Origin of the sequence: Marinomonas rhizomae (assembly GCF_024397855.1) — a bacterium.
In the GTDB taxonomy this organism is placed as follows: Bacteria; Pseudomonadota; Gammaproteobacteria; order Pseudomonadales; family Marinomonadaceae; genus Marinomonas; species Marinomonas rhizomae_A.
In genome coordinates, this window is the sequence record NZ_CP073343.1 from 932,120 (window position 1) to 951,507 (window position 19,388).

Genomic DNA, 19,388 nt, shown 5'->3' on the forward strand with positions numbered 1-19,388 from the left:
TACTCCTGTTCTTATTTTTTAGAGAAAAGTGCGTCTAATTTATCTTCGTATTCATGGTAGTTGAGAAATTCGTAAAGCTCGTTGCGAGTTTGCATTTCATCGACCACATTGCGCTGGTGGCCATCGTTTAATAAATGCTGATAGACATTGAGGGCCGCTTTGTTCATAGCGCGAAATGCGCTGAGCGGATAAAGCACCAAATCTACGCCAGCGCTGGCTAATTCTTCTTTACTAAACAGCGGTGTCGCACCAAATTCGGTGATGTTTGCCAATACAGGCACTTTCACCGCAGCGACAAATTCTTTGTATTGATCCAAGGTGATCATGGCTTCTGGGAAAATCATGTCCGCCCCAGCGTCCACACAAGCAATGGCGCGTTCGATAGCCGACTCCATGCCTTCTACAGCCAGAGCATCGGTGCGAGCCATGATGACAAAGTCGTCGTCAACTCGCGCATCTACGCAGGCTTTTACACGGTCGACCATTTCGTCTTGGCTGACAATGGCTTTATTGGGGCGATGACCACAGCGCTTTTGCTGGACTTGATCTTCAATATGCACCGCCGCCGCGCCGGCTTTTTCCATTTGTTGAATGGTTCTGGTGATGTTAAAGGCACCACCAAAGCCAGTATCAATGTCGACTAATAGCGGTAAGTTAGAGGCAGACGTAATGCGTCTTACGTCTTCTAACACATCGTGTAAATCTGTCATGCCTAAATCGGGTAGTCCATAAGATGCGTTAGCAACGCCACCGCCTGATAAGTAAATGGCATGATGGCCCGTTTGTTCCGCCATCATGGCGCAATAAGCGTTTACCGCGCCGACGACTTGTAAGGGAGATTGTGTGGCGACGGCTTGTCTAAAACGGGCGCCTGCTGAAAGTCTTGTCATTATTTTTCTCTCTTTAGAACGAGTTAACTAGGGTCGGTAAGCAACGGCAGAATGTTCCATTGCTTGTTCCAATAATTTGCTGGCACGGCTGATATGACGACGCATCAGTAGTTCCGCAAGATCGCCTTCGTGATTCGCTATCGCATCTAGAATGGCTTTGTGTTCGCGTAATGCTTGGCGCGGGTCGCTGCGTTGATCTGCTGTATGGCGACGATACATGCGAATCACTGCGTACAATTCTTCTGTTAATAAGCGAATAAGTTTGGCGTTGCCGCTGGCGTGAATGATGCGCAAATGAAAATCGTCGTTGCCACCTTGTTGCACGTAATGTTCGTCTTGATTGGCATCTAGGTGCGCTTGGTGCTTATCGAGCAATGCGTACAAGCTGTCTATTTCATCAGATGGCATCTTGCTGGCAGCTAAGCGAGCGGCCATGCCTTCTAATGCTTCTCGCATGGTGAAGGTGTCGAGCATGTCTTGTGTGTTTAGCTGGATAACGCGAGCGCCGACATTGGCAGTGCGGGTGACAAGGCCAAGGCCTTCTAGTTTGACGATGGCTTCTCTTAATGGCCCGCGAGAAACACCGTATTGTTTGGCGAGTTCTGGCTCAGATATCTTACTGCCTTGGGAGATATGACCTTGCACAATAGCGTTGGTGAGCTGCTGGGCGATGTCTTCAGACAGTGTCGCAGATTTGATCGAAATTAGGTTACTCATGCTTTACTCTTATAGACAAAATAAGCGTCATAAAATGCTTTATTGTTGACAATGATCCTAGTTATAGTCGTGTTTTTGTGTTTTATCAAGCCGGATTGTCGACAATAGTTTGAGTTTACTCTTATTCTTTAGTCGTATATAAGGGATGTTTTGGTGTTAAGAAAGTCACTAACATTGTGTTTATTAAGTGGTTTTTGGCTTTTATTCGTTGGAAATGCTTGGTTGAGTAGTAAAAGCTGATAGAGTCATGAGAATGATTTGAATACCAAGTATGTCGACAATCCCCTTAAGCGGTTTGTTTGATCACGCAACGAATAGGGAAAGCTATGAAAAAAATTAAAAATGAAGCCGCTCTTAGTAAAAAAGCCATTCAAGTGGGAGAAAATTATGCTCTGAAACGTGGTTATGCGGGTTTTTCTTCCACCATGTCTGCCAATGAAAAAACCGAAGCGATTTATCGTTTATTGGTATTGGATAAGTTGGTGGTTGCATTGCCAGCGGATAAAGAAGACTTGCCAAGTATGAAACACAAGCTCGCGTTGTGGATTCAAAAGCTATTACCAAAAGACGATCCGCTGCTTAAATAGAGGGTTGCTGCGCTAATCGTTAAAAGTCCAATGGTAGGGTAGTGATATTCTTTACTTCACGCATAGTGAAGTGACTTTGTGCTTCTTGAATGTGTGGCAGTTGCAATAACTGGCTGCGCAAGAAGTGCTCATAGCTTTCAATGCTGTTGGACACCACTCTTAGGCTGTAATCCATTGATCCAGAAATTGTCCAGCATTCTACCACCTCGGGATAGTCGACAATGGCTTGCTCGAATTCATCCAGCATCTTTCTGCCATGGGAAGAGAGTTTGATATTTACCAAGACAACGATGCCTAGCCCCAATTTGTTTCTGTCTAAAATTGCTTGTGTCGAGCGAATATAGCCTTCTTGTTCCAGACGATTAATACGCCGCCAGCAGGGCGATTGAGACAAGCCGATCTTATCGGCCACTTGAGTCGCACTCAGACTGCCATCGTGTTGCAGCAAATTAAGAATCTTACGATCGGTTGAATCTAGCTGTTCCATGGCATCTATCTCTTTTGAATTAGCACTAACTTAATGGATTAGGAGGCATCATTTCAATTCTTTATTTTTAAAATGTTATAACGTAACATTGTTGTGTTTGACGCTACTTGTTGTCTGCATTTTTAGAGGAAGTTGTTTTGAAGGTGAATCTTAGTTTACAAAAAATATCCCAATCAGTTGATTTAAAGAGCATTAATTTCAACGTCAGCCATTCTGAACAGATCGATCAAAAGAAGGTTGATAAAAAGCCAACCTTGCTTGGTGTGGTGAAGTCTTCTCATCAAGATGTGCTTGCTGATATTTATCAAAACAATATTAGTATGGCTGTTTGGCAAAGACCGCTCGGTCTATTGGAAAAATATGCTGAGTCTCTATTGGTGTCTGCCCCGAATTTTGCTTTTAGATCTCAAGGAAATTCAGATCAACTTAAAGCCATGTTAACTAAGCAGCTGCCTGACACTGAAGATAAAGCTCTGTTTGTGGAAGATGTGATGTTATTGGTTGATATGTTTGCGTGCTTATTTGACCTTGAAGAAGTGGGCTTGCGCTTAAATGTACTTTCTAATGCAATGTGTCCGCGTTTTCATGTGGATAAAATTCCTTGCCGGTTGGTATCGACGTACGCCGGAAGTGGTAGTGAATGGCTGCATGAGGCTCATGTAATAAGAGATCGCCTAGGATTGGCTAGTCACGTGACGGATCACAATAGTGGTTTGCATAATAAAGGGCGCATTAATCAATTAAGCGTGGGAGATGTGGCGTTAATGAAAGGCGATGAATGGCCAACGTCATTGGGTCGTGGCGTAGTGCATCGTTCCCCGTCGGCCAGTGTTGAAAGTAAGCGATTGTTTTTAAGCTTGGACATGATTTAACACATCCTCTACTTCATCGTTGAGTGGTGTTTGAAATATCACCACTCAATCGGTTGGTTATTCCAATCAAGATAAGCCGCTTTGTTGTCCATGGCGATATTTTCCATTATGGATAAAAGCTGTGTGGCAACAAAGTCTGCAGTGAAAAGTTTGTCTTTTGGCACTGATCGTTGAAAAGGTTTGGATAGCGGTGTGTCTGTGGTGCCAGGATGAAAAGCGATGAGCTTGATGTTTTTGGCTCTTCTGGCGTATTCCACTGCGCTGGTTTGAATGAGCATATTTAGAGCGGCTTTTGAGGCTCGGTAACTGTACCAACCGCCGGTTTTATTATCTGAAATACTGCCAATTCGAGCACTAAATAATGCAACTTGTGTAGCTTGCTCGCCTTGTAAAACGGGTAATAACTGGCTGAGCCACAGCATGGGAGTGATGGTATTTGTATGAAATATAGTTTCTAGCTGAGAAGCTCTTATTTCTTCTAGCTTTCTTTCTGGCATCATACTCTCGTCATGCAAAATACCATTGCAGATCAATACTTTATTTATCTTTCCAGAATAAGGCGTCAGTTTTTTACAGACCTGCTGAATACTGGCTTCCGTATAATCAGACTCTAGCCATTGAACTTTTTCATGGACTGGATGGAGTGGTAAAGAACGACTAACGGCAAACACGCCAAGGCAGTCTTGGTCTGCTTCGAACTGTTGAATAGTAGCTTGAGCAATGGCGCTGCTCGCACCAATCACCAAGGCGTAGAAAGAGGGCATGTTAATACTCCGACAATAAGCAAAGTAGATAAGGTCGTTTACAGGTCACAACGATCTTTAAGACAAGATGCGCAGCGTGGTTTACCTGTCACAAAGGATGATATTTGGTGGCGGTAACGCGCAAAAAACTTGTAACCTATGTCGGCAAAAAAACGAATTACTGGCCAGCGGAGCATTTGCATCCATTTGTGTTTTTCTACTAGTTTCCAAGCAAGACAAGTGACGTCTAATCCTTTGATTATTTTGCCATCAGCGAGTTGACCATGAAGCAATCTATCCGCTTCAACTGTATCAATATACGGGAATTTCTCTGTGAAATTATCAGCGTGGATGTCTTCTAACTGCAATTTTTTTTGCGTATCTAATGATCGCAACGTCTGCATTTCAGCAGCGCAGAGAGGACAGTGGCCATCGTAGAAAATGGTTAGCATGTATCATTACTCTTTTCATGTGTTTGTCGAGTAATGATACGTAGCGAAAAGAAAGTTAGATCAGTTTGCTTGTGCCGATTTTCCGGTGAAGGGTTTAATAATGTGGGTACAGAACCAGCAAATGCATAATAGAGATAACTGAGGTCAGACTAAAATTAAGCGAAGTGTAATACGGTTTTGCATTATTAGACTGTTTTAACCAACGCGCATCTACCCAAAAAATGGTGATCAAGCTTAGCAATAAAAGCACGACAGAAAGCTCAGGCGTTTTTAATAGTAAAGAAACCCACGCGAAAAAGACCGCTACAAAAGAACAAATCAGCAGTTTTGCGCCAGTACGACTTTCAGGAAGCTCTATTAATCGCCCCCACATCGTGCCGCCAATAAAGCTAATCATAACCGCAGCATAAGAAGCAAAAAGCGTGACACCAGATTTACCAAGGAAACTACCATTGGTTAGGCTTAAATATGTTGTGAAGAAAAATGGAATAATGCCCAATACTGCTAATGTGGCTACTATTGGCTTGTAAGAACGCATGCCGTTACCTTTAAAATTGAACTGTACAAAAGAGAATATGAAAACAATACGGATTATCCATCAAAATAGACCATAAAACAGCACCTAAGTTCCTTATTTCGTCCTATTTTTGTGCATAAAAGTGTAAAGTTTTTTGTTGGGCCTGTTTAGTAAGAATATATGGTCGTTTTTTTTGTTTTGAGCACGTGGGAAGTAAGAAGAAATACTTATTCATTGCTTGCATGTAATCGCCATTGAGCGAAATAGGGTCAACGAGTACAATGGACAACTATTATTACTTGAACATGGAGCCTAATCGGCTTTTATGTCCTCATTAACGAATTTTCTTAAGGTGTGTTTAGAAATGCCAGCTAAAACAATGGATGAACTCGTCTCCCTATGTAAACGTCGCGGATTTATTTTCCAAGGCAGTGAAATCTACGGTGGTATGCAAGGTGCTTACGATTATGGTCCGCTAGGTATTGAATTAAAAAACAACCTGAAAGCCGCTTGGTGGCGCGCCATGGTTTATGAGCGTGACGATGTAGAAGGTTTGGATGCTGCCATCATTCAAAACAAACACGTCTACAAATACTCTGGTCACGAAGATACTTTTACCGATCCAATGGTCGATTGCCATGAGTGTAAATCTCGTTTGCGTGCCGACCACATGAAAGACATCAAAGTCTGTGACAACTGTGGTTCTACCAATGTGACTGAGCCTCGCGATTTTAACTTGATGTTCAAAACCAACGTTGGCCCAATGGTGAACGAAGAGTCTTATACTTACCTTCGTCCAGAAACCGCTCAAGGTATCTTTACTAACTTCAAAAACGTGGTTGATTCTACTTCTCGTACATTGCCATTCGGTATCGCGCAGATTGGTAAATCTTTCCGTAACGAAATCACACCACGTAACTTCATCTTCCGTGTTCGTGAATTCGAGCAAATGGAATTGGAATTCTTCTGTAAGCCAGGTGAAGATGAAAAATGGCATGACTTCTGGGTTGGTGCACGTAAACAGTGGTGGTTGGATCAAGGTCTTGCCGAAGAAAACATCCAGTTTGAATACGTGACTGGCGATGACTTAGCGCATTACTCTAAATCTACTGTGGATATCTTGTACAAGTTTCCACATGGTTTTGAAGAACTAGAAGGCGTGGCGAACCGTACTGACTACGATCTAGGTTCTCACACCAAAGCTCAAGAAGAATTCGGTCTTTCTGCAAAAGTTAAGAAAAACGAGCATTCTACAGCTAAGTTGGCTATCCGTGACCTTGAAGCGAACAAGTGGGAAGTGCCTTTCTGTATCGAGCCATCAGCAGGTCTAGACCGTGGTCTACTGGCTGTGATGACAGAAGCTTATACAGAAGAAGAGCTACCAAACGGTACGTCTCGTACAGTACTTAAGTTCAAACCGCATCTAGCACCGATTAAAGTGGCTATCATGCCGCTTAAGAAGAACAAGCCAGAGATCGTTGCTCTTGCGAAAGAATTGAAGGACAAGCTGCAGAAATTGGGTCTTGGTCGTATTCTTTATGAAAACACAGGTAACGTAGGTAAAGGCTATCGTCGTCATGATGAAGTAGGTACGCCTATCTGTGTCACCGTCGACTTCGATTCTATCGAACAAGAAGGTGCACCAGTGACGGTTCGTGATCGTGACACAATGGAACAAATCGTTGTGCCAGCGGCAGAACTGCCTGCTTACGTGATTAATTACTTCATCAACCAAAACTAATTTTTGTTGATGGTATAAAAACCACGCCTCTCTTTTGGAGGGCGTGGTTTTTTTTCGCCTGTGATTTGGTCAAATAGAAAAAATGATAACAAAAAGCGAAGACAAAAAAAGACCGCAAGTTAGGTTGCGGTCTTTGTGTGCGGTTAGCGCAAAGGGAAACGTTATCTGTATTAAGGCGCTTAAAACCGGCTGGTTAGACCCATGTAATACATTCTAGGACTGCCATCGCCGTGGTCGTCACCTGTTTTCACAATAGTGCCGCCTAGGTTTTCAATACCTGCGCGTAGGCTTAAGCTTTCATTGACGTTAAACGTCGTACCTACGTCAAGCGTTGTATAGGATTTAGCGAAGCGGATTTCGTCATCCTTGTTGTATGCTTGCTTGCCTAGATATTGTACTTTTGAAAAGGCATTCCATTGATTGTTAATATCCCAATATAAGCCGACATTGGCTGTCACTTCTGGTACAAGTAGTAATGGCTCGTTATTATCTTTTCTTTTTGATTCAATAATATAAGTCAGATTGCCTTTTAGATTTACAGTGCTAGCCACTGGCGCAGCAAAGGTTGTTTCAATACCACTGGTTTTTGCTCTACCGACATTCCGTTGAATGGTAAACCATTGTCCGCCTGTAACACCGTATAAGTTGTTTTGAATTAGGTCTTTTATATCTGTATAAAAGTAGGTCGCGTCAAATTCATAGCCTGCGTTTTCAAACAAAATGCCAATTTCATAGTTAGTACTAACTTCTGGCTCAAGATCAGGATTACCTAGCATGGTGCAGCCGCCACTGGTATAGCCTAATGGGATCAAGGAAGTACATCCATTTCCTCGAGAATAGGTTCCCGATCCAGGCGAACGTTCAAGTAATGTTGGCGCTCTAAAGCCTTGGGATATACCGCCCTTAATCGTCCAATCAAATGATGGGTGGTAAACCAAATAAGCCCGAGGGCTTAAGTGGGCATCGAAGCCATCTGTTTTATCCAAACGTGCGCCTAATGTAAGTGTTAAATTATCTTTTAAATATAATTGGTCTTCCGCGAATAGAGAGCCCGACCAGCCTTCAGGGTTTAGCTCCGGTGTTATTGGATTGCCGTCTTTGTCTTGGCTTAAGTTACCGATAATTGCGCGGTTATAAATATCTTCTTCTTTATATTGCAGGCCAACCGTTACATCCTGATCAACACCAAAGGTTAAAGGGATATTTGTTTTAGCATCAAGTACCGTTTCGTTTGCTTCAGAGTCGCCAGTGGTGTAACCACCGCGACCATTCGGTACTGATTGGTCGTTATTATTGTATTGGTTATGATACAAATTGACGGTGTTTTTAATGTTGCCAACATAGCCTTCATAGCCGATACCATAACTACGGTGTTCTAGCTCGCCAACTCGAAATTGTTCGTATTCAGCATTAGGCGCTGATTCGGATTCTTGTAAGCCGCGGCTCAAATCTAGCGTTACGCTATGATTTTTGTTTATGCGCCAATCTAACGTTGTACTTACATTGCTATTATCAAAACCAGAGCTACCTCTTGCGTTAGTATCTGCATCACGACCTGTTTTGTTTAAGCCAATTTTTATACCGACATTATCACTGATTTGACCTGCAACATTGGCAGATACTTGAGTAGTATCGCCATATGAACCACTATCAGGCTTTTGGTGGTTTGCTGACACAGAACCACCCCATTTTGCGGGGATTTTTCGTGTAATAATGTTGATTACGCCGCCCATTGCTTCTGATCCATACAGTGTAGACATAGGACCGCGGACAATTTCTATTCGTTCGATCATTTCAGGAGAGATCCAATCGATATCTTGCCCTACTAAGTCTGCGCGATATCCAGTAAGAGATGAGCCGCCAACACGTTTGCCATCAATCATAATCAAAGAGTACTTATCAGGCATTCCACGGAATGAAATTTTTGAACCAGCCCCTGCATTGCTATAACCACCAGTTACACCTGGTAAGTCTTTTAATAACTCTGACACGCTTGTTACAGGACTTCTTTCAATGTCTTCACGTGTAATTACGCTAACAGATGCTGGGGCGTCTTTTATATCAAGTGCACTTCCCGAAGCCGATACAACCAATTTATCTAGGTCAACCGTGCTTTCTTCCGCATAGAGTGTTGCTGAATAGGATGCGGCACTGATTAGAACCGCTAGTGTTGTAAGTTTATAATGGCGAGCTGAAGGGGTCATTATGAACAATTTCTCCATAGTTGTGTTGGAACTAATTTTGTATAATTGAGACTAAAAGATATTAAGAATGCTTATCATTTGTATTATCTAGTAATATGATTATTTTGTGTTGATACGCTCTGTTCCTTTTTTTGCAACAACCTATGAAAGACTGCTTTGTTTAGGGCATTAAAAATGAGTCAAGGGAAAGTAAATGTACGATTTGAATGAAGTGAGGACGTTTGTATCCGTTATGGAAACAGGCAGCCTTAAGGATAGTGCTCAACAGTTAGGTGTATCAAAGTCCACCCTGAGCCGTCGTATTAGCCATTTGGAAGAGGCGTTAAATCAGCCTTTACTGCGTCGGCAAGCCAATCGACTTTTTGCCAATGAGGCTGGGATTAAGTTCTTGCCGTTTGCCAAAAAAATGCTCCATGTCGCCGATGAAGGCCACAAAGCGGTTGAAGAATTGAAAGATGAAATTAGTGGGTCGTTAGTTGTGTATGTTCACACAACGCTAGTTCGAGGTTGGTTTTCGGGACTCATGTTTGATTTCCTAGAAGAGTTTCCTCAGGTCAATATTGAAGTCCGCACTGGCAATCAGTTGTTCCAAGAAATAAAAAGTAATGATATATGCGTGTGGGTTGGTGAGCCGGTTAATGATCAGTTACGATCTGAGCAGATTGGCGCTCTAAGCCAAGGTTTGTATGCCAGTTCATCCTATTTGGAACGTATTGGTATGTTAAATCACCCGACAGAGCTTAATCATTACGCTTGGGTTGATACCTTAAAGAATGAACAAAACAACATCACCTTAGAGCATGAAACTGAGGGTGATGTATCATTTGATCTGCCGCAATCACGTCTTACGGTAGACCAATATATTTTGCATGCAGAAGCCATTATTCAAGGTAAAGGCGTTGGCTTATTGCCACATTATTTTGCAGATAAACATATAAAACGGCATCCTGAAGTGTTTGTCTCATGCTTGCCGGAATGGCAGGGCAAGCCACTTCCTGTTTATCTACAATATCCTTTTGGTCACCTACCTAAAAAAATGCAGACATTGATTCAATATCTACGAGAAGAAGCGAAAGCATTCTATTGACGATAGTTTCAGCGCTTGGTTATCAGAGGATAGCAAAGCGCTGAGGTCTTACGAAAGATGGGTTGATTAAGGTGTCTGCTGCCACCAAGGCGTTAACGGCGGCAAATCGGTAATGGAAAATATGCGACCAAACTCTGGAGTGCTTAACGTCACTTCACGACGTTCTGACTCGGCAACCACCCGATCAAAAGGATCATGCCAAGTATGAAACGCCAAATCGAAAGTGCCATTATGAATTGGCATCATCACCTTTCCTTGTAAATCGATACTGGCCTGAACACTGTCCTCTGGCTTCATATGGATATCAGCCCAGTTTTTATCGTATGCACCTGTTTCCACCATGGTAAGATCAAATGGCCCGTACTTATCACCTATCTCTTTAAAGCCCGCAAAATAGCCAGAATCACCGCTGAAGAAAATACTTTCTTGTGGCGTTTTAATGACCCAGGATCCCCATAAGGTAGCATTGCCATCACCCATGCCGCGGCCAGAAAAATGCTGCGTAGGTGTAAAAGCAACCAAACCTTGGCGCGTCTGAAGTTCTTGCCACCAATCGAATGTAACGATTTTATTGGCCTCGACTCCCCAATTAATTAGATCTCCATCTACACCTTTTGGTACCAAAAATTGTTGCGTTTTCGCGAGCAAAATTTTGATGCTCGCTTTGTCTAAATGATCGTAATGATTATGGGAAATCAAGACTTTATCGATAGGCGGTAAATCTTCTAAACTAATTGGCGGCTGATGGAATCGTTTTGGTCCAACAAATTGAAACGGTGATGCACGATCCGAAAATACAGGGTCAATCAGCCAATACTCTCCATAGACTTTTAATAAAATAGAAGAATGCCCAAGCTTAACCAAATGGATCGTATCCTCGCTCAGTGCGTCTAAATTCGCTCGGCTAACCGTACGTACTGGAATGTTGATATCGGGTGTGGTGTCGACTTTTTTCTCAGTAAAAAAACGAACCCATAACGCCGCAGTGTCAGCAAAAGACATGGGATTACGTGGTGCGGTATTATGAAACTTTGAGTTTTCATAGGGCGCGGAAGTGACTTCCTCGATAGGATTTACCTTGGATTTAATGTTTAAATTAACGAGATAAATCGCTAGACCCAGCATAACGATCAAGGCAACAACGAGCTTGATGAAAAACATAGAACACCACTTTTAAATTGGATAGCTGATTATAATTTGGGCTAATGGAATAAATACAACAAGATAAAAAAGAAAATAGTGAGAAGGAGAGAGCATGGTTACTATTGAAAAAATGACGACTCGGCACTTAGCAGACGTCATTACACTGGGAGTTGTTGAAGAACAAAAGCAGTTTGTTGGCACCATTGACGAGATTATAAAAAGCGCTAATGCGCAAATACGTCCCCATGTTATTTTCGCCGGGGATCAAGTAGTTGGCTTCTTTTTGATCGATACCACGTACGCAGAAAAATACGACTTTGTCAGTCAATCTCATTCAATCGGCCTGCGTAGCTTCTTTATTGACAAAAAGTATCAGGGAAAAGGCTACGCAAAACAGGCGATCTTGGTGTTATCAAACTACCTAAGCGAAGCTTATCCTAATCATTCAACCATCTACCTCACGGTAAATTGTCAAAATCCTATCGCCAAGGGACTGTATTTAAAGGGTGGGTTTGAAGACACCAACACCCTTTACCACGGCGGTGCTGCGGGTCCACAGCACATTATGGTCAAGGCGTTGGCGTGAAGTGCTCTATTTTTATAGAACCATTGCGGCAATCCAAGCAAAAATAACCATGCCAAAGTTAGCGTGCATAAAGGTAGGAATCACCGAGTCACGCACGTGGTCGTGTTGACCATCGGCATTGAGGCCAGAGGTCGCGCCAAGAGTAATAGTTGAAGCGGGTGAGCCAGCATCACCCAATGCAGCAGAAGCGCCTAACAAGGCGACGGCTGCCATTGGCGAAAAGCCTAGCGTCAGAGCAAGGGGAATATAAATGGGTGCAAGAATAGGCACACTGGCGAATGAATCACCAAATCCGATGGTAATGAACAAGCCAACAATCAACATAATCGCAGCGGCTAGCGCCTTGTGATCGCCAATCAGTTCAGCCGAGGCTTGTACCAAAGGCTTAATTTCCCCAGTTGCTTCCAAAACGCCAGCAAAGCCAGACGCGATGGTAATAATCACTGCAATCTGCACCATCATGCGCATGCCTTGCGTGAATACATCGTCTTGCTGGTCCCAACGGAAAATACCGGCAAGGGATAAAATCATAAAGCCAAGCATGGCGCCAACAAGCAACGAATCAAAAGTGACTTGAAACACCAAAGTGACCGCAACCGCAATCAGCGTCATCACCAATTGAAATGGTTTGATTACCGTGTCTTTGGTTTTCTCTAGATGTTCTAAGGCAACGTCATTCGTCGTGTAGTCGCGCGGTTTGCGGTATGAGAAAAACACCGCTACCAACATACCCGCAAGAATCCCCATCACCGGCAAAAACATTGCTTTTGGTACCATGTCAGCCGTCACCGCTAAACCGTAGGCAGAACCAACGTCGTTAACGTTTGCTAGCAGGATTTCATTTAAGAAAATTGCCCCAAAGCCAGTTGGTAACAACAAATAACTCGAAGTGATAGAGCATGCTAATACACAGGCAATGGCGCGGCGGTCGATGCGTAATTTATTAAAAATTACCAACAGTGGGGGAATCATTACTGGAATAAACGCAATATGAACAGGCACGGCATTTTGCGACAAAAGCGAAGCAACCATGAAAATTCCATAAAGCAGCCACTTCACCTTACTTTGGTGTTTTGTATCTTCATTGCCCAACATGCTCACCAGCTTTCTAGCCAGCAAATCCAACACACCGCTGCGAGCAAGAGCAACAGCAAGCGCACCCACCATAATGTAGGTCATACCAACTTGTGAGCCGACCAATAAATTGTCATTGATCGCGGCAATGGCTTCTTCAGTAGACAAACCGCTGTGCAAACCGCCCACTAAAGCGGAAGCGATCAAAGCAATAGTAACGGGCACTCGCGCAACACAGAGAAAGATCATTAAACCAATAGCTAACACCACAGAGTTAATTGGCAAACTACCAGGATTAAGAATTCCAAAACCTAAGATTAAACAAACCACACAGGCAATAGCCATCACCTTGAATGGTGGCTTATTAGTCACATTCATAACGTTTTCGTTCATAGCATCCACATTTTGTATTTGGGGAGAAGAGATAGGCGGCGCCGTTAGCACGACAGAAGAATTGAGCAAAGACCTATTCACAGCAAAAATAACGCGACTAATTTAATTTTTAATCGGTCAACTGTAAACGGATTTATCGAGGAAATGTTTTGAAAGTGCTGCTGCTAGTTGAAGAGGCACCAGAAGTGAACACAAAACGGCGGATGTCTATTAATTCAGCCGACCATAAAAGGTTTTGCTTGCCGCTTCAGACAGTGCAATTCCAGGTTGTGAGTTATAGGCGAGAACCGCCAACATACGCGTGGTATCGCCTTGTGTTGGCGTAACTCGATGAATGGCATTTCGACCACGGAATAGCACCAAAGCACCGGGTTCGATGGCCAATTCTTTGACTTCCTTTTGCCCCGCAAGAACCTCACTGACACCGCTATAATTCATCTCACCAACATCGGCGTTGCGCATGTTTTCAATGTATTCAAATACACCGCCACCCTCAGGCTTTTGAATTAACAAGGTAATAGCAAACGACGAGTTATCGAAGTGCCAACCTAACTCTTGGCCTTCGCTGGCGTAGTGTAAATTGATAGACGAAAGATTGTCGGCATAGTTATGCAACGCCTCTTCATCTAACACATTGGCAAGAAAGGCTCGAAATACAGCCGAATCATAAAGCTGTCGTAGTGGCGAATCACCATCAATTTGATCGTCCGTAATACAGCCTTTAGACGAAATGACCTGTTTGTTTCTCGCATGATCAGCGTCATAGTTTGGATCGATATTCGTTAAGTAAACGTTATGAGTGGACTTCGTATACCAAGCGAGGTCTTTCTTCGCCTCGCCTTCCTCAATAATGGCTTGGATCGCCTTATGATTGAGGAAGTTTGGCAAGACCAAAGCACCGTTTTCTGCCAACGTTTTTTTACAATCTTCTCTAAAGTCATCATCTTCAATAGGATAATCGGCTTTATTAATAATATTGGATAATGACATTGCTGTTCCCCTTTAGGTTTTGATCTTTTATATTGAAAACGATATCGTCCAGATTAATGAAGTTAGCCTCACAGTTAAATCAATATTATTCACATCTATCATTAGCTTTTTCTTAATGATAAGGCTTGTAAATTGAGCTATAGGATGACCCGACTATGTTAAAACTGCCTAATCTAAACAGCTTAATCACGTTCATAAATGCCGCGCAAACAGGCAATTTTGCGAAAACGGCAACAGCCTTGTGCATAACGCCAGCGGCCGTCAGCCAACAAATAAAACAGCTAGAATCTCACCTAGACGCAACACTGTTTGAACGCTCTAAACTAGGTGTCGAACTGACTCAAGCGGGTCAGCAATACCTATACTTTGCCAACCAAGCGATTGAAAGCCTGCAACGTGGACAAGCCAGCTTAGACCAATTAAAGCAGCAAACGATTTTTACGCTGCACACATTACCTTCAGTGGCGAGCTTGTGGTTAATGCCCAAAGTGCTACACATCATGGAACAACATCCAGACCTAGAAATACGAGTCGAAGCCAGCCATACGTCGGTCGACTTCAACTTGAGCCGTTGTGATGCAAGCATCAGCTTTGGTAAACAAGACAAATCACTGAACCACGATTTTCTATTCCAAGACGAAGTACACCTAGTCGCCAGTCCATCACTCGTTAACGGAATAGCGCAGGGGGATTTAGATACCTTACTTGAAAAACCAATGATCCATATCGACTGGGGCAACGAGAATCCATACCTACCAAACTGGCAAGACTGGCTAACAGTCGCAGGCTATCAAAACCGAAGGCCTAACAAAGGTCCACAATTCAACCTCTCCAGCATGGCGATAGATGCCGCCATACAAGGCAAAGGCCTACTACTCGGCCAAGGACTCTTCATCCAAAACGCACTGAAAACAGGGCAACTCATCACACTCAGCCCAATCACACTTCCACTAAGAAAAGCCTACTACCTCGTTTATCCAGATAGAACGAAAAATAAAGACGGAGCGATGGGGCTGATAGAGCGGTTGAAAGGTGGAGGGGATTAAATGCCATGTTATTTTAGAAAAGGATAGTTTTGTTAGAGTGGTTTACTAACAAGATATTTAAATTCAGATAAAGGTGTAAAAGTCATGATATTCACCTTATCTCTTTGACTTTTCTAGACATAATTTGAGATCTGCTTAATAGTATTTCGTAATACTTTTCACAGGGTGAGGTGTCTATAAACCGATATAGCTCTCTACCTGCTTTTGTTAAAAACTCCGTTCTATTTTCTCTGTGACCTTTCAAAATCATGGAAAATTGATTGTCAAAATATTCTACAACATATCGTTCATTTTTTGTGAAGTGAAATTGTTGCTGTGGTTGAACTAGGCCTGCATCTTGAAGGTGTCTGATATCCGATTCGTCAATTCCGTTGTTTTCTAAATGCTTGTTTAGAGATGAGTATTTAAAACGAAGTAACTCACCATTAACTTTGAATAGATACTGACAGTATTTATTAAATAGCTTTATATCATTATTACTTAAAGACTGAAGAATTAATAAAGTTCCTCTGCTACATGCTTCTGGTTCAAGAACTTCACCAGCTAATATTTTTGCCCATAGATTTTGTACATTATCTATGGATATATCTTGGCATTTATCAAAATAAAACGAGAGCCAATCAGTGTCTATATAAGTTGCTTCATTACTAAATTGACGCTCAAGATAGTTGAGAGACTTATCCATTATTTCTTCGATATTTTCTTGTCTACGTGTTTCTTGGGTAGAGACTCGTTTTGCCGCTCTAAAAGTAAGAGCATCAGCTTCACCTTTTGCCATTATCACAAGAGCGTCTGACTCTGCTTTTGTCTTTCGTCTAATTCTAGTCAGTTCATAAAGCACACCAATTGCATTACTAACTGAATCAATTAATTTACAAGCAGGCTCAGATAAAGCTTTTAGGTCAATAAGGGTTGTTTCTGCCATTTCTTATGATTCTCTGGTTTCATAATGTTTATGATGAGGTATCTAACTATAAGAGAAAAACCTTATTGTTAGATACTAAGATGCTTTATAAATTTCTACCAGTACACATGATGTATCATTCATTTTTCTGAATGGTGGACCATTCTACATGAATTTTTCAACGAACAGAGTTGAGAGTTGACGGTCATATGGAGTTTCATAGTTAAAGAGAAGCCGTTCTTGATTAATTCCACCAAAGCCCATTCACACTTTCTGAACCCATACCACAGAAGAACGAACTTCGACGCAATCCTGATTGCGCGATCCTATGGAGTTTCAGAGTCAGTTAAAAATATCCTTTCTCACAACAGCGAAAACAATCTATGCCTTCTGTGCGTTAGGTCCGAAGACAAACATCTATACAGAAGGGTTTACGAGGCAATCTCCCTTAAAGCGAATTTTTGGTTACTTTTTGGGCGCTAGCAAAAAGTTACACGCCCAGCAGGGCGGAATAAAGGTTGGGAATACAAAGCGTTCGAATGGAACCTAAATTCCGCGTTGGGCTAAAGGACGACTTATCTTAGAAAACGAAAGCTTCGCTTTAAACCGTCTGATCACGGTCGTGCCTCCCTCATGCAGACCTACGAAAACCGATAAAGTCACTTCGACGCGTTCTTTGTTAGGGAGCTGATTGCGCGACCCTATGGAGTTTCAGAGTCAGTTAAAAATATCCTTGCTCACAACAGCGAAAACAATCTATGCCTTCTGTGCGTTAGGTCAGAAGACAAATATCTATACAAAAGGGTTTACGAGGCAAACTCCCTTAAAGAGACCTTTTGGTTACTTTTGTACGTTCTTGAATTAGATAGCGGGCAAAAGTTACACGCCCAGCAGGGCGGAATAGAGGTTGGGGCGACGAGTGAAGCCTAAAGATTATAGTAACACCTTGTGCCATTGGTTAATAATTCGTCAGCTTTTGATATTACTTATAGAAATATTGCTAAGTTTAGGCTTGTTAAGAATTTTATAAGGGCTATTAATTTGTTTAGAATGAGATCTTTCTTGTTCTCCTTTATTCTGGTGTCTTTAAAGATAAATTTTCATGAGAGTGCTATGAGAAAAATGTCAAATAGAGTGTTGCCATGCTAGATCAAAAAGAACAAAATCAGGTAGATAGAAGAAATGCTTTCAAATTGGTCGTTTCTCAGTTCTTGATTAATTTAGGTGATGTTTTAATCAATCCAAAAGTTACCTTACCTTGGCTGTTACAAAGTTTGGGTGCCCCTTTATATCTGTTGGGATGGTTGGTGCCAATACGTGAATCTGGGTCACTATTACCTCAGTTAGTTATTGCTCACTTTATTTATAGAGTGAGAATTCGAAAATGGGTCTGGGTGTTAGGTAGTCTCATTCAATCGTTATCTGTGGTAGTGATTGGTTGTGCCGCTTTGTTACTAGAAGGTGCTAGTGCCGGTTGGGCTATTGTTGCTGCATTGATAATTTTCAGTGTGGCACGGGGTCTTAACTCTGTTGCGTCGAAAGATGTACTTGGAAAGACGGTTGTGAAAAATAAGCGCGGAAGAGTCACTGGTTGGTCGTCTAGTGCTTCTGGTCTTATTACTATCGGTATTGCTGTCTGTACGCTATTTTTCTTAGACAGCGTTCAGGGGGATAGGTTTTTTTATGTGTTGGGAATTGTTGCTGCGACACTGGTTTGGTTACTTGCTGCTTTAATTTATTCTTTTGTAAAAGAACCTTTAAGTGAGATCGGAGATAAAGGTAAGAAGCTAGGCGATGTCTTTAAAGAGCTTAGCCTATTAAAAACGGATTCTGTATTTCGTGAATTCGTTATTGCTCGTTCGTTATTTTTATGTGCGGCCTTGAGTGCTCCTTATTATGTATTAATTGCGCAGCAGGGATCTGAAAATAACGTTTCTGTTTTAGGTCTATTTATCTTGGCGAGTGGTTTAGCTTCTCTGCTATCTTCTCCTTTTTGGGGCTTGTTTTCAGATTATTCTAGCCGAAAAGTAATGGCATCCGCCTCTTTTTTGAGTGCTTTCACCGGTGTCGCTTTATTTTCAATAGTTGAGTTTTATTCTGATGTAAGCTTTAGGATAGTAGTTATTGTGATCCTGTATTTCGTTTTGAATGTTGCTCATCAGGGTGTCAGAATTGGCCGTAAAACGTATTTGGTGAATTTAGGAGAGGGAAATAAGCGAACTAGTTACGTATCTGTAAGTAATACTATCATTGGTTTTATATTACTGGTCATGAGCAGTGTTAGCTTACTGGCCTACTCTATTTCTTTGGCCTCTCTTGTTTTGGTGTTTTCGTTAATTACTTTAGCAGGAGTCTATATGGTGATTCGATTACCTGAGGTGTAAAAAGCGACACCCTTAGAATATTTTGGAAGTTAAGGGCTTTGTCGCTTCTATCTGTTTTTGGTTAGTTAGGTAGTGGGATTGAAGGAGCGTATTTTACGCGGTTGAGAGTGACGGTTGAGGTTAGGTCTCTGACAGAGGGTAGGCTTGCAAGGGAATCATTTAGAAATGTTGATAGTGCTGGTAGGTTTTCGCTAATAACCCGCAACCAGTAATCTGCTTCGCCGCTAACTGAGTAACATTCTAATACTTGCGGAATGGCTTCAATGGCTTTTTTGAATTCTTGATCTGAGTTTTTAATGCTTTTATCAAGTTTAATGTTTAAAAACGCAGTGACTTGGTAGCCAAGTTCACTTGCATTAAGTTGAGTAAAGTAAGCTTCAATTAAATTGTTTTGCTCTAGTCTTTGTAGTCGTCTTGAACATTGGGAAGGGGATAGATTGACTTGTTCAGATAGTGCAACATTGGTAAGTCGTGCATTGCCTTGTAGCGCTTTAAGTAAACGCCAATCATAATTGTCTAGTTCAAGGTGGTTCATTCAAGGTTCCTTATCAGCATCTAAGAGTGCTGTTTT

General features: G+C 42.1%; 19 protein-coding genes. 7 read left to right on the top strand and 12 right to left on the bottom strand.

Translation table 11 applies throughout. The features are described 5' to 3' along the window. Nucleotides 1-11: 11 nt before the first annotated feature. Nucleotides 12-890 (bottom strand): methylisocitrate lyase, encoded by an 879-nt coding sequence (gene prpB, locus KDW99_RS04300; RefSeq protein WP_255828074.1) that lies wholly within the window; start codon nt 888-890, stop codon nt 12-14. A gap of 27 nt (nt 891-917) precedes the next feature. Further along, nucleotides 918-1,607, bottom strand: coding sequence for a GntR family transcriptional regulator (locus tag KDW99_RS04305; RefSeq protein ID WP_255828075.1), 690 nt, complete (start codon nt 1,605-1,607; stop codon nt 918-920). A gap of 326 nt (nt 1,608-1,933) precedes the next feature. Between KDW99_RS04305 and KDW99_RS04310 the strand changes: the two genes are divergently transcribed. Next, nucleotides 1,934-2,194 carry a DUF5062 family protein gene (locus tag KDW99_RS04310; RefSeq protein ID WP_168822450.1) on the top strand — a complete coding sequence of 87 codons (261 nt, stop codon included), beginning with the start codon at nt 1,934-1,936 and terminating at the stop codon, nt 2,192-2,194. A 19-nt stretch (nt 2,195-2,213) separates the two neighbouring features. Here the strand turns inward: KDW99_RS04310 and KDW99_RS04315 are convergent, their stop codons facing one another. Next, nucleotides 2,214-2,681, bottom strand: a complete 468-nt coding sequence (locus tag KDW99_RS04315; protein ID WP_255828076.1) for an Lrp/AsnC family transcriptional regulator — start codon at nt 2,679-2,681, stop codon at nt 2,214-2,216. 143 nt (nt 2,682-2,824) lie between these two features. Between KDW99_RS04315 and KDW99_RS04320 the strand changes: the two genes are divergently transcribed. Next, nucleotides 2,825-3,553 (top strand): DUF1826 domain-containing protein, encoded by a 729-nt coding sequence (locus KDW99_RS04320; RefSeq protein ID WP_255829250.1) that lies wholly within the window; start codon nt 2,825-2,827, stop codon nt 3,551-3,553. A gap of 38 nt (nt 3,554-3,591) precedes the next feature. On the opposite strand, the gene KDW99_RS04325 is transcribed toward KDW99_RS04320, so the two are convergent. The 3 genes from KDW99_RS04325 to KDW99_RS04335 form a co-directional block, all read right to left on the bottom strand. After that, nucleotides 3,592-4,317 carry an SDR family NAD(P)-dependent oxidoreductase gene (locus tag KDW99_RS04325; RefSeq protein WP_255828077.1) on the bottom strand — a complete coding sequence of 242 codons (726 nt, stop codon included), beginning with the start codon at nt 4,315-4,317 and terminating at the stop codon, nt 3,592-3,594. Nucleotides 4,318-4,355: 38 nt separating this feature from the next. After that, nucleotides 4,356-4,748, bottom strand: a complete 393-nt coding sequence (locus tag KDW99_RS04330; RefSeq protein WP_255828078.1) for a thiol-disulfide oxidoreductase DCC family protein — start codon at nt 4,746-4,748, stop codon at nt 4,356-4,358. Between the two features lie 94 nt (nt 4,749-4,842). Next, nucleotides 4,843-5,286 carry a DUF3429 domain-containing protein gene (locus tag KDW99_RS04335; protein WP_255828079.1) on the bottom strand — a complete coding sequence of 148 codons (444 nt, stop codon included), beginning with the start codon at nt 5,284-5,286 and terminating at the stop codon, nt 4,843-4,845. A 343-nt stretch (nt 5,287-5,629) separates the two neighbouring features. On the opposite strand from KDW99_RS04335, the gene KDW99_RS04340 reads away from it, so the two are divergent. Then, nucleotides 5,630-7,006, top strand: a complete 1,377-nt coding sequence (locus KDW99_RS04340) for a glycine--tRNA ligase (RefSeq protein ID WP_255828080.1) — start codon at nt 5,630-5,632, stop codon at nt 7,004-7,006. Nucleotides 7,007-7,185: 179 nt separating this feature from the next. On the opposite strand, the gene KDW99_RS04345 is transcribed toward KDW99_RS04340, so the two are convergent. Further along, nucleotides 7,186-9,210: a TonB-dependent receptor domain-containing protein gene (locus KDW99_RS04345; protein ID WP_255828081.1), complete on the bottom strand. Its 2,025-nt coding sequence runs from the start codon at nt 9,208-9,210 to the stop codon at nt 7,186-7,188. Nucleotides 9,211-9,403: 193 nt separating this feature from the next. On the opposite strand from KDW99_RS04345, the gene KDW99_RS04350 reads away from it, so the two are divergent. Next, complete coding sequence (locus tag KDW99_RS04350; protein WP_255828082.1) at nt 9,404-10,297, top strand: LysR family transcriptional regulator; 894 nt, start codon at nt 9,404-9,406, stop codon at nt 10,295-10,297. 66 nt (nt 10,298-10,363) lie between these two features. On the opposite strand, the gene KDW99_RS04355 is transcribed toward KDW99_RS04350, so the two are convergent. After that, entirely contained in the window at nt 10,364-11,458 is a 1,095-nt protein-coding gene (locus KDW99_RS04355; protein ID WP_255828083.1) for an MBL fold metallo-hydrolase, read from the bottom strand. 94 nt (nt 11,459-11,552) lie between these two features. On the opposite strand from KDW99_RS04355, the gene KDW99_RS04360 reads away from it, so the two are divergent. After that, complete coding sequence (locus tag KDW99_RS04360; protein WP_255828084.1) at nt 11,553-12,026, top strand: GNAT family N-acetyltransferase; 474 nt, start codon at nt 11,553-11,555, stop codon at nt 12,024-12,026. A 12-nt stretch (nt 12,027-12,038) separates the two neighbouring features. Here the strand turns inward: KDW99_RS04360 and KDW99_RS04365 are convergent, their stop codons facing one another. Together KDW99_RS04365 and KDW99_RS04370 are read right to left on the bottom strand one after the other, a co-directional pair. Continuing rightward, nucleotides 12,039-13,379: a Na+/H+ antiporter family protein gene (locus KDW99_RS04365; RefSeq protein ID WP_255829254.1), complete on the bottom strand. Its 1,341-nt coding sequence runs from the start codon at nt 13,377-13,379 to the stop codon at nt 12,039-12,041. A 324-nt stretch (nt 13,380-13,703) separates the two neighbouring features. Then, nucleotides 13,704-14,483 (bottom strand): HalD/BesD family halogenase, encoded by a 780-nt coding sequence (locus tag KDW99_RS04370; protein WP_255828085.1) that lies wholly within the window; start codon nt 14,481-14,483, stop codon nt 13,704-13,706. Between the two features lie 155 nt (nt 14,484-14,638). Here KDW99_RS04370 and KDW99_RS04375 point away from each other — a divergent pair, with 155 nt between their 5' ends. After that, entirely contained in the window at nt 14,639-15,529 is an 891-nt protein-coding gene (locus tag KDW99_RS04375; protein WP_255828086.1) for a LysR family transcriptional regulator, read from the top strand. A gap of 91 nt (nt 15,530-15,620) precedes the next feature. Here KDW99_RS04375 and KDW99_RS04380 read toward each other — a convergent pair whose 3' ends face one another. Continuing rightward, entirely contained in the window at nt 15,621-16,454 is an 834-nt protein-coding gene (locus KDW99_RS04380) for a DUF2806 domain-containing protein (RefSeq protein ID WP_255828087.1), read from the bottom strand. A gap of 1,121 nt (nt 16,455-17,575) precedes the next feature. Here KDW99_RS04380 and KDW99_RS04385 point away from each other — a divergent pair. Then, nucleotides 17,576-18,817: an MFS transporter gene (locus KDW99_RS04385; protein ID WP_255828088.1), complete on the top strand. Its 1,242-nt coding sequence runs from the start codon at nt 17,576-17,578 to the stop codon at nt 18,815-18,817. A gap of 61 nt (nt 18,818-18,878) precedes the next feature. Here the strand turns inward: KDW99_RS04385 and KDW99_RS04390 are convergent, their stop codons facing one another. After that, complete coding sequence (locus KDW99_RS04390) at nt 18,879-19,352, bottom strand: Lrp/AsnC family transcriptional regulator (RefSeq protein ID WP_255828089.1); 474 nt, start codon at nt 19,350-19,352, stop codon at nt 18,879-18,881. Between the last annotated feature and the right edge of the window lie 36 nt (nt 19,353-19,388).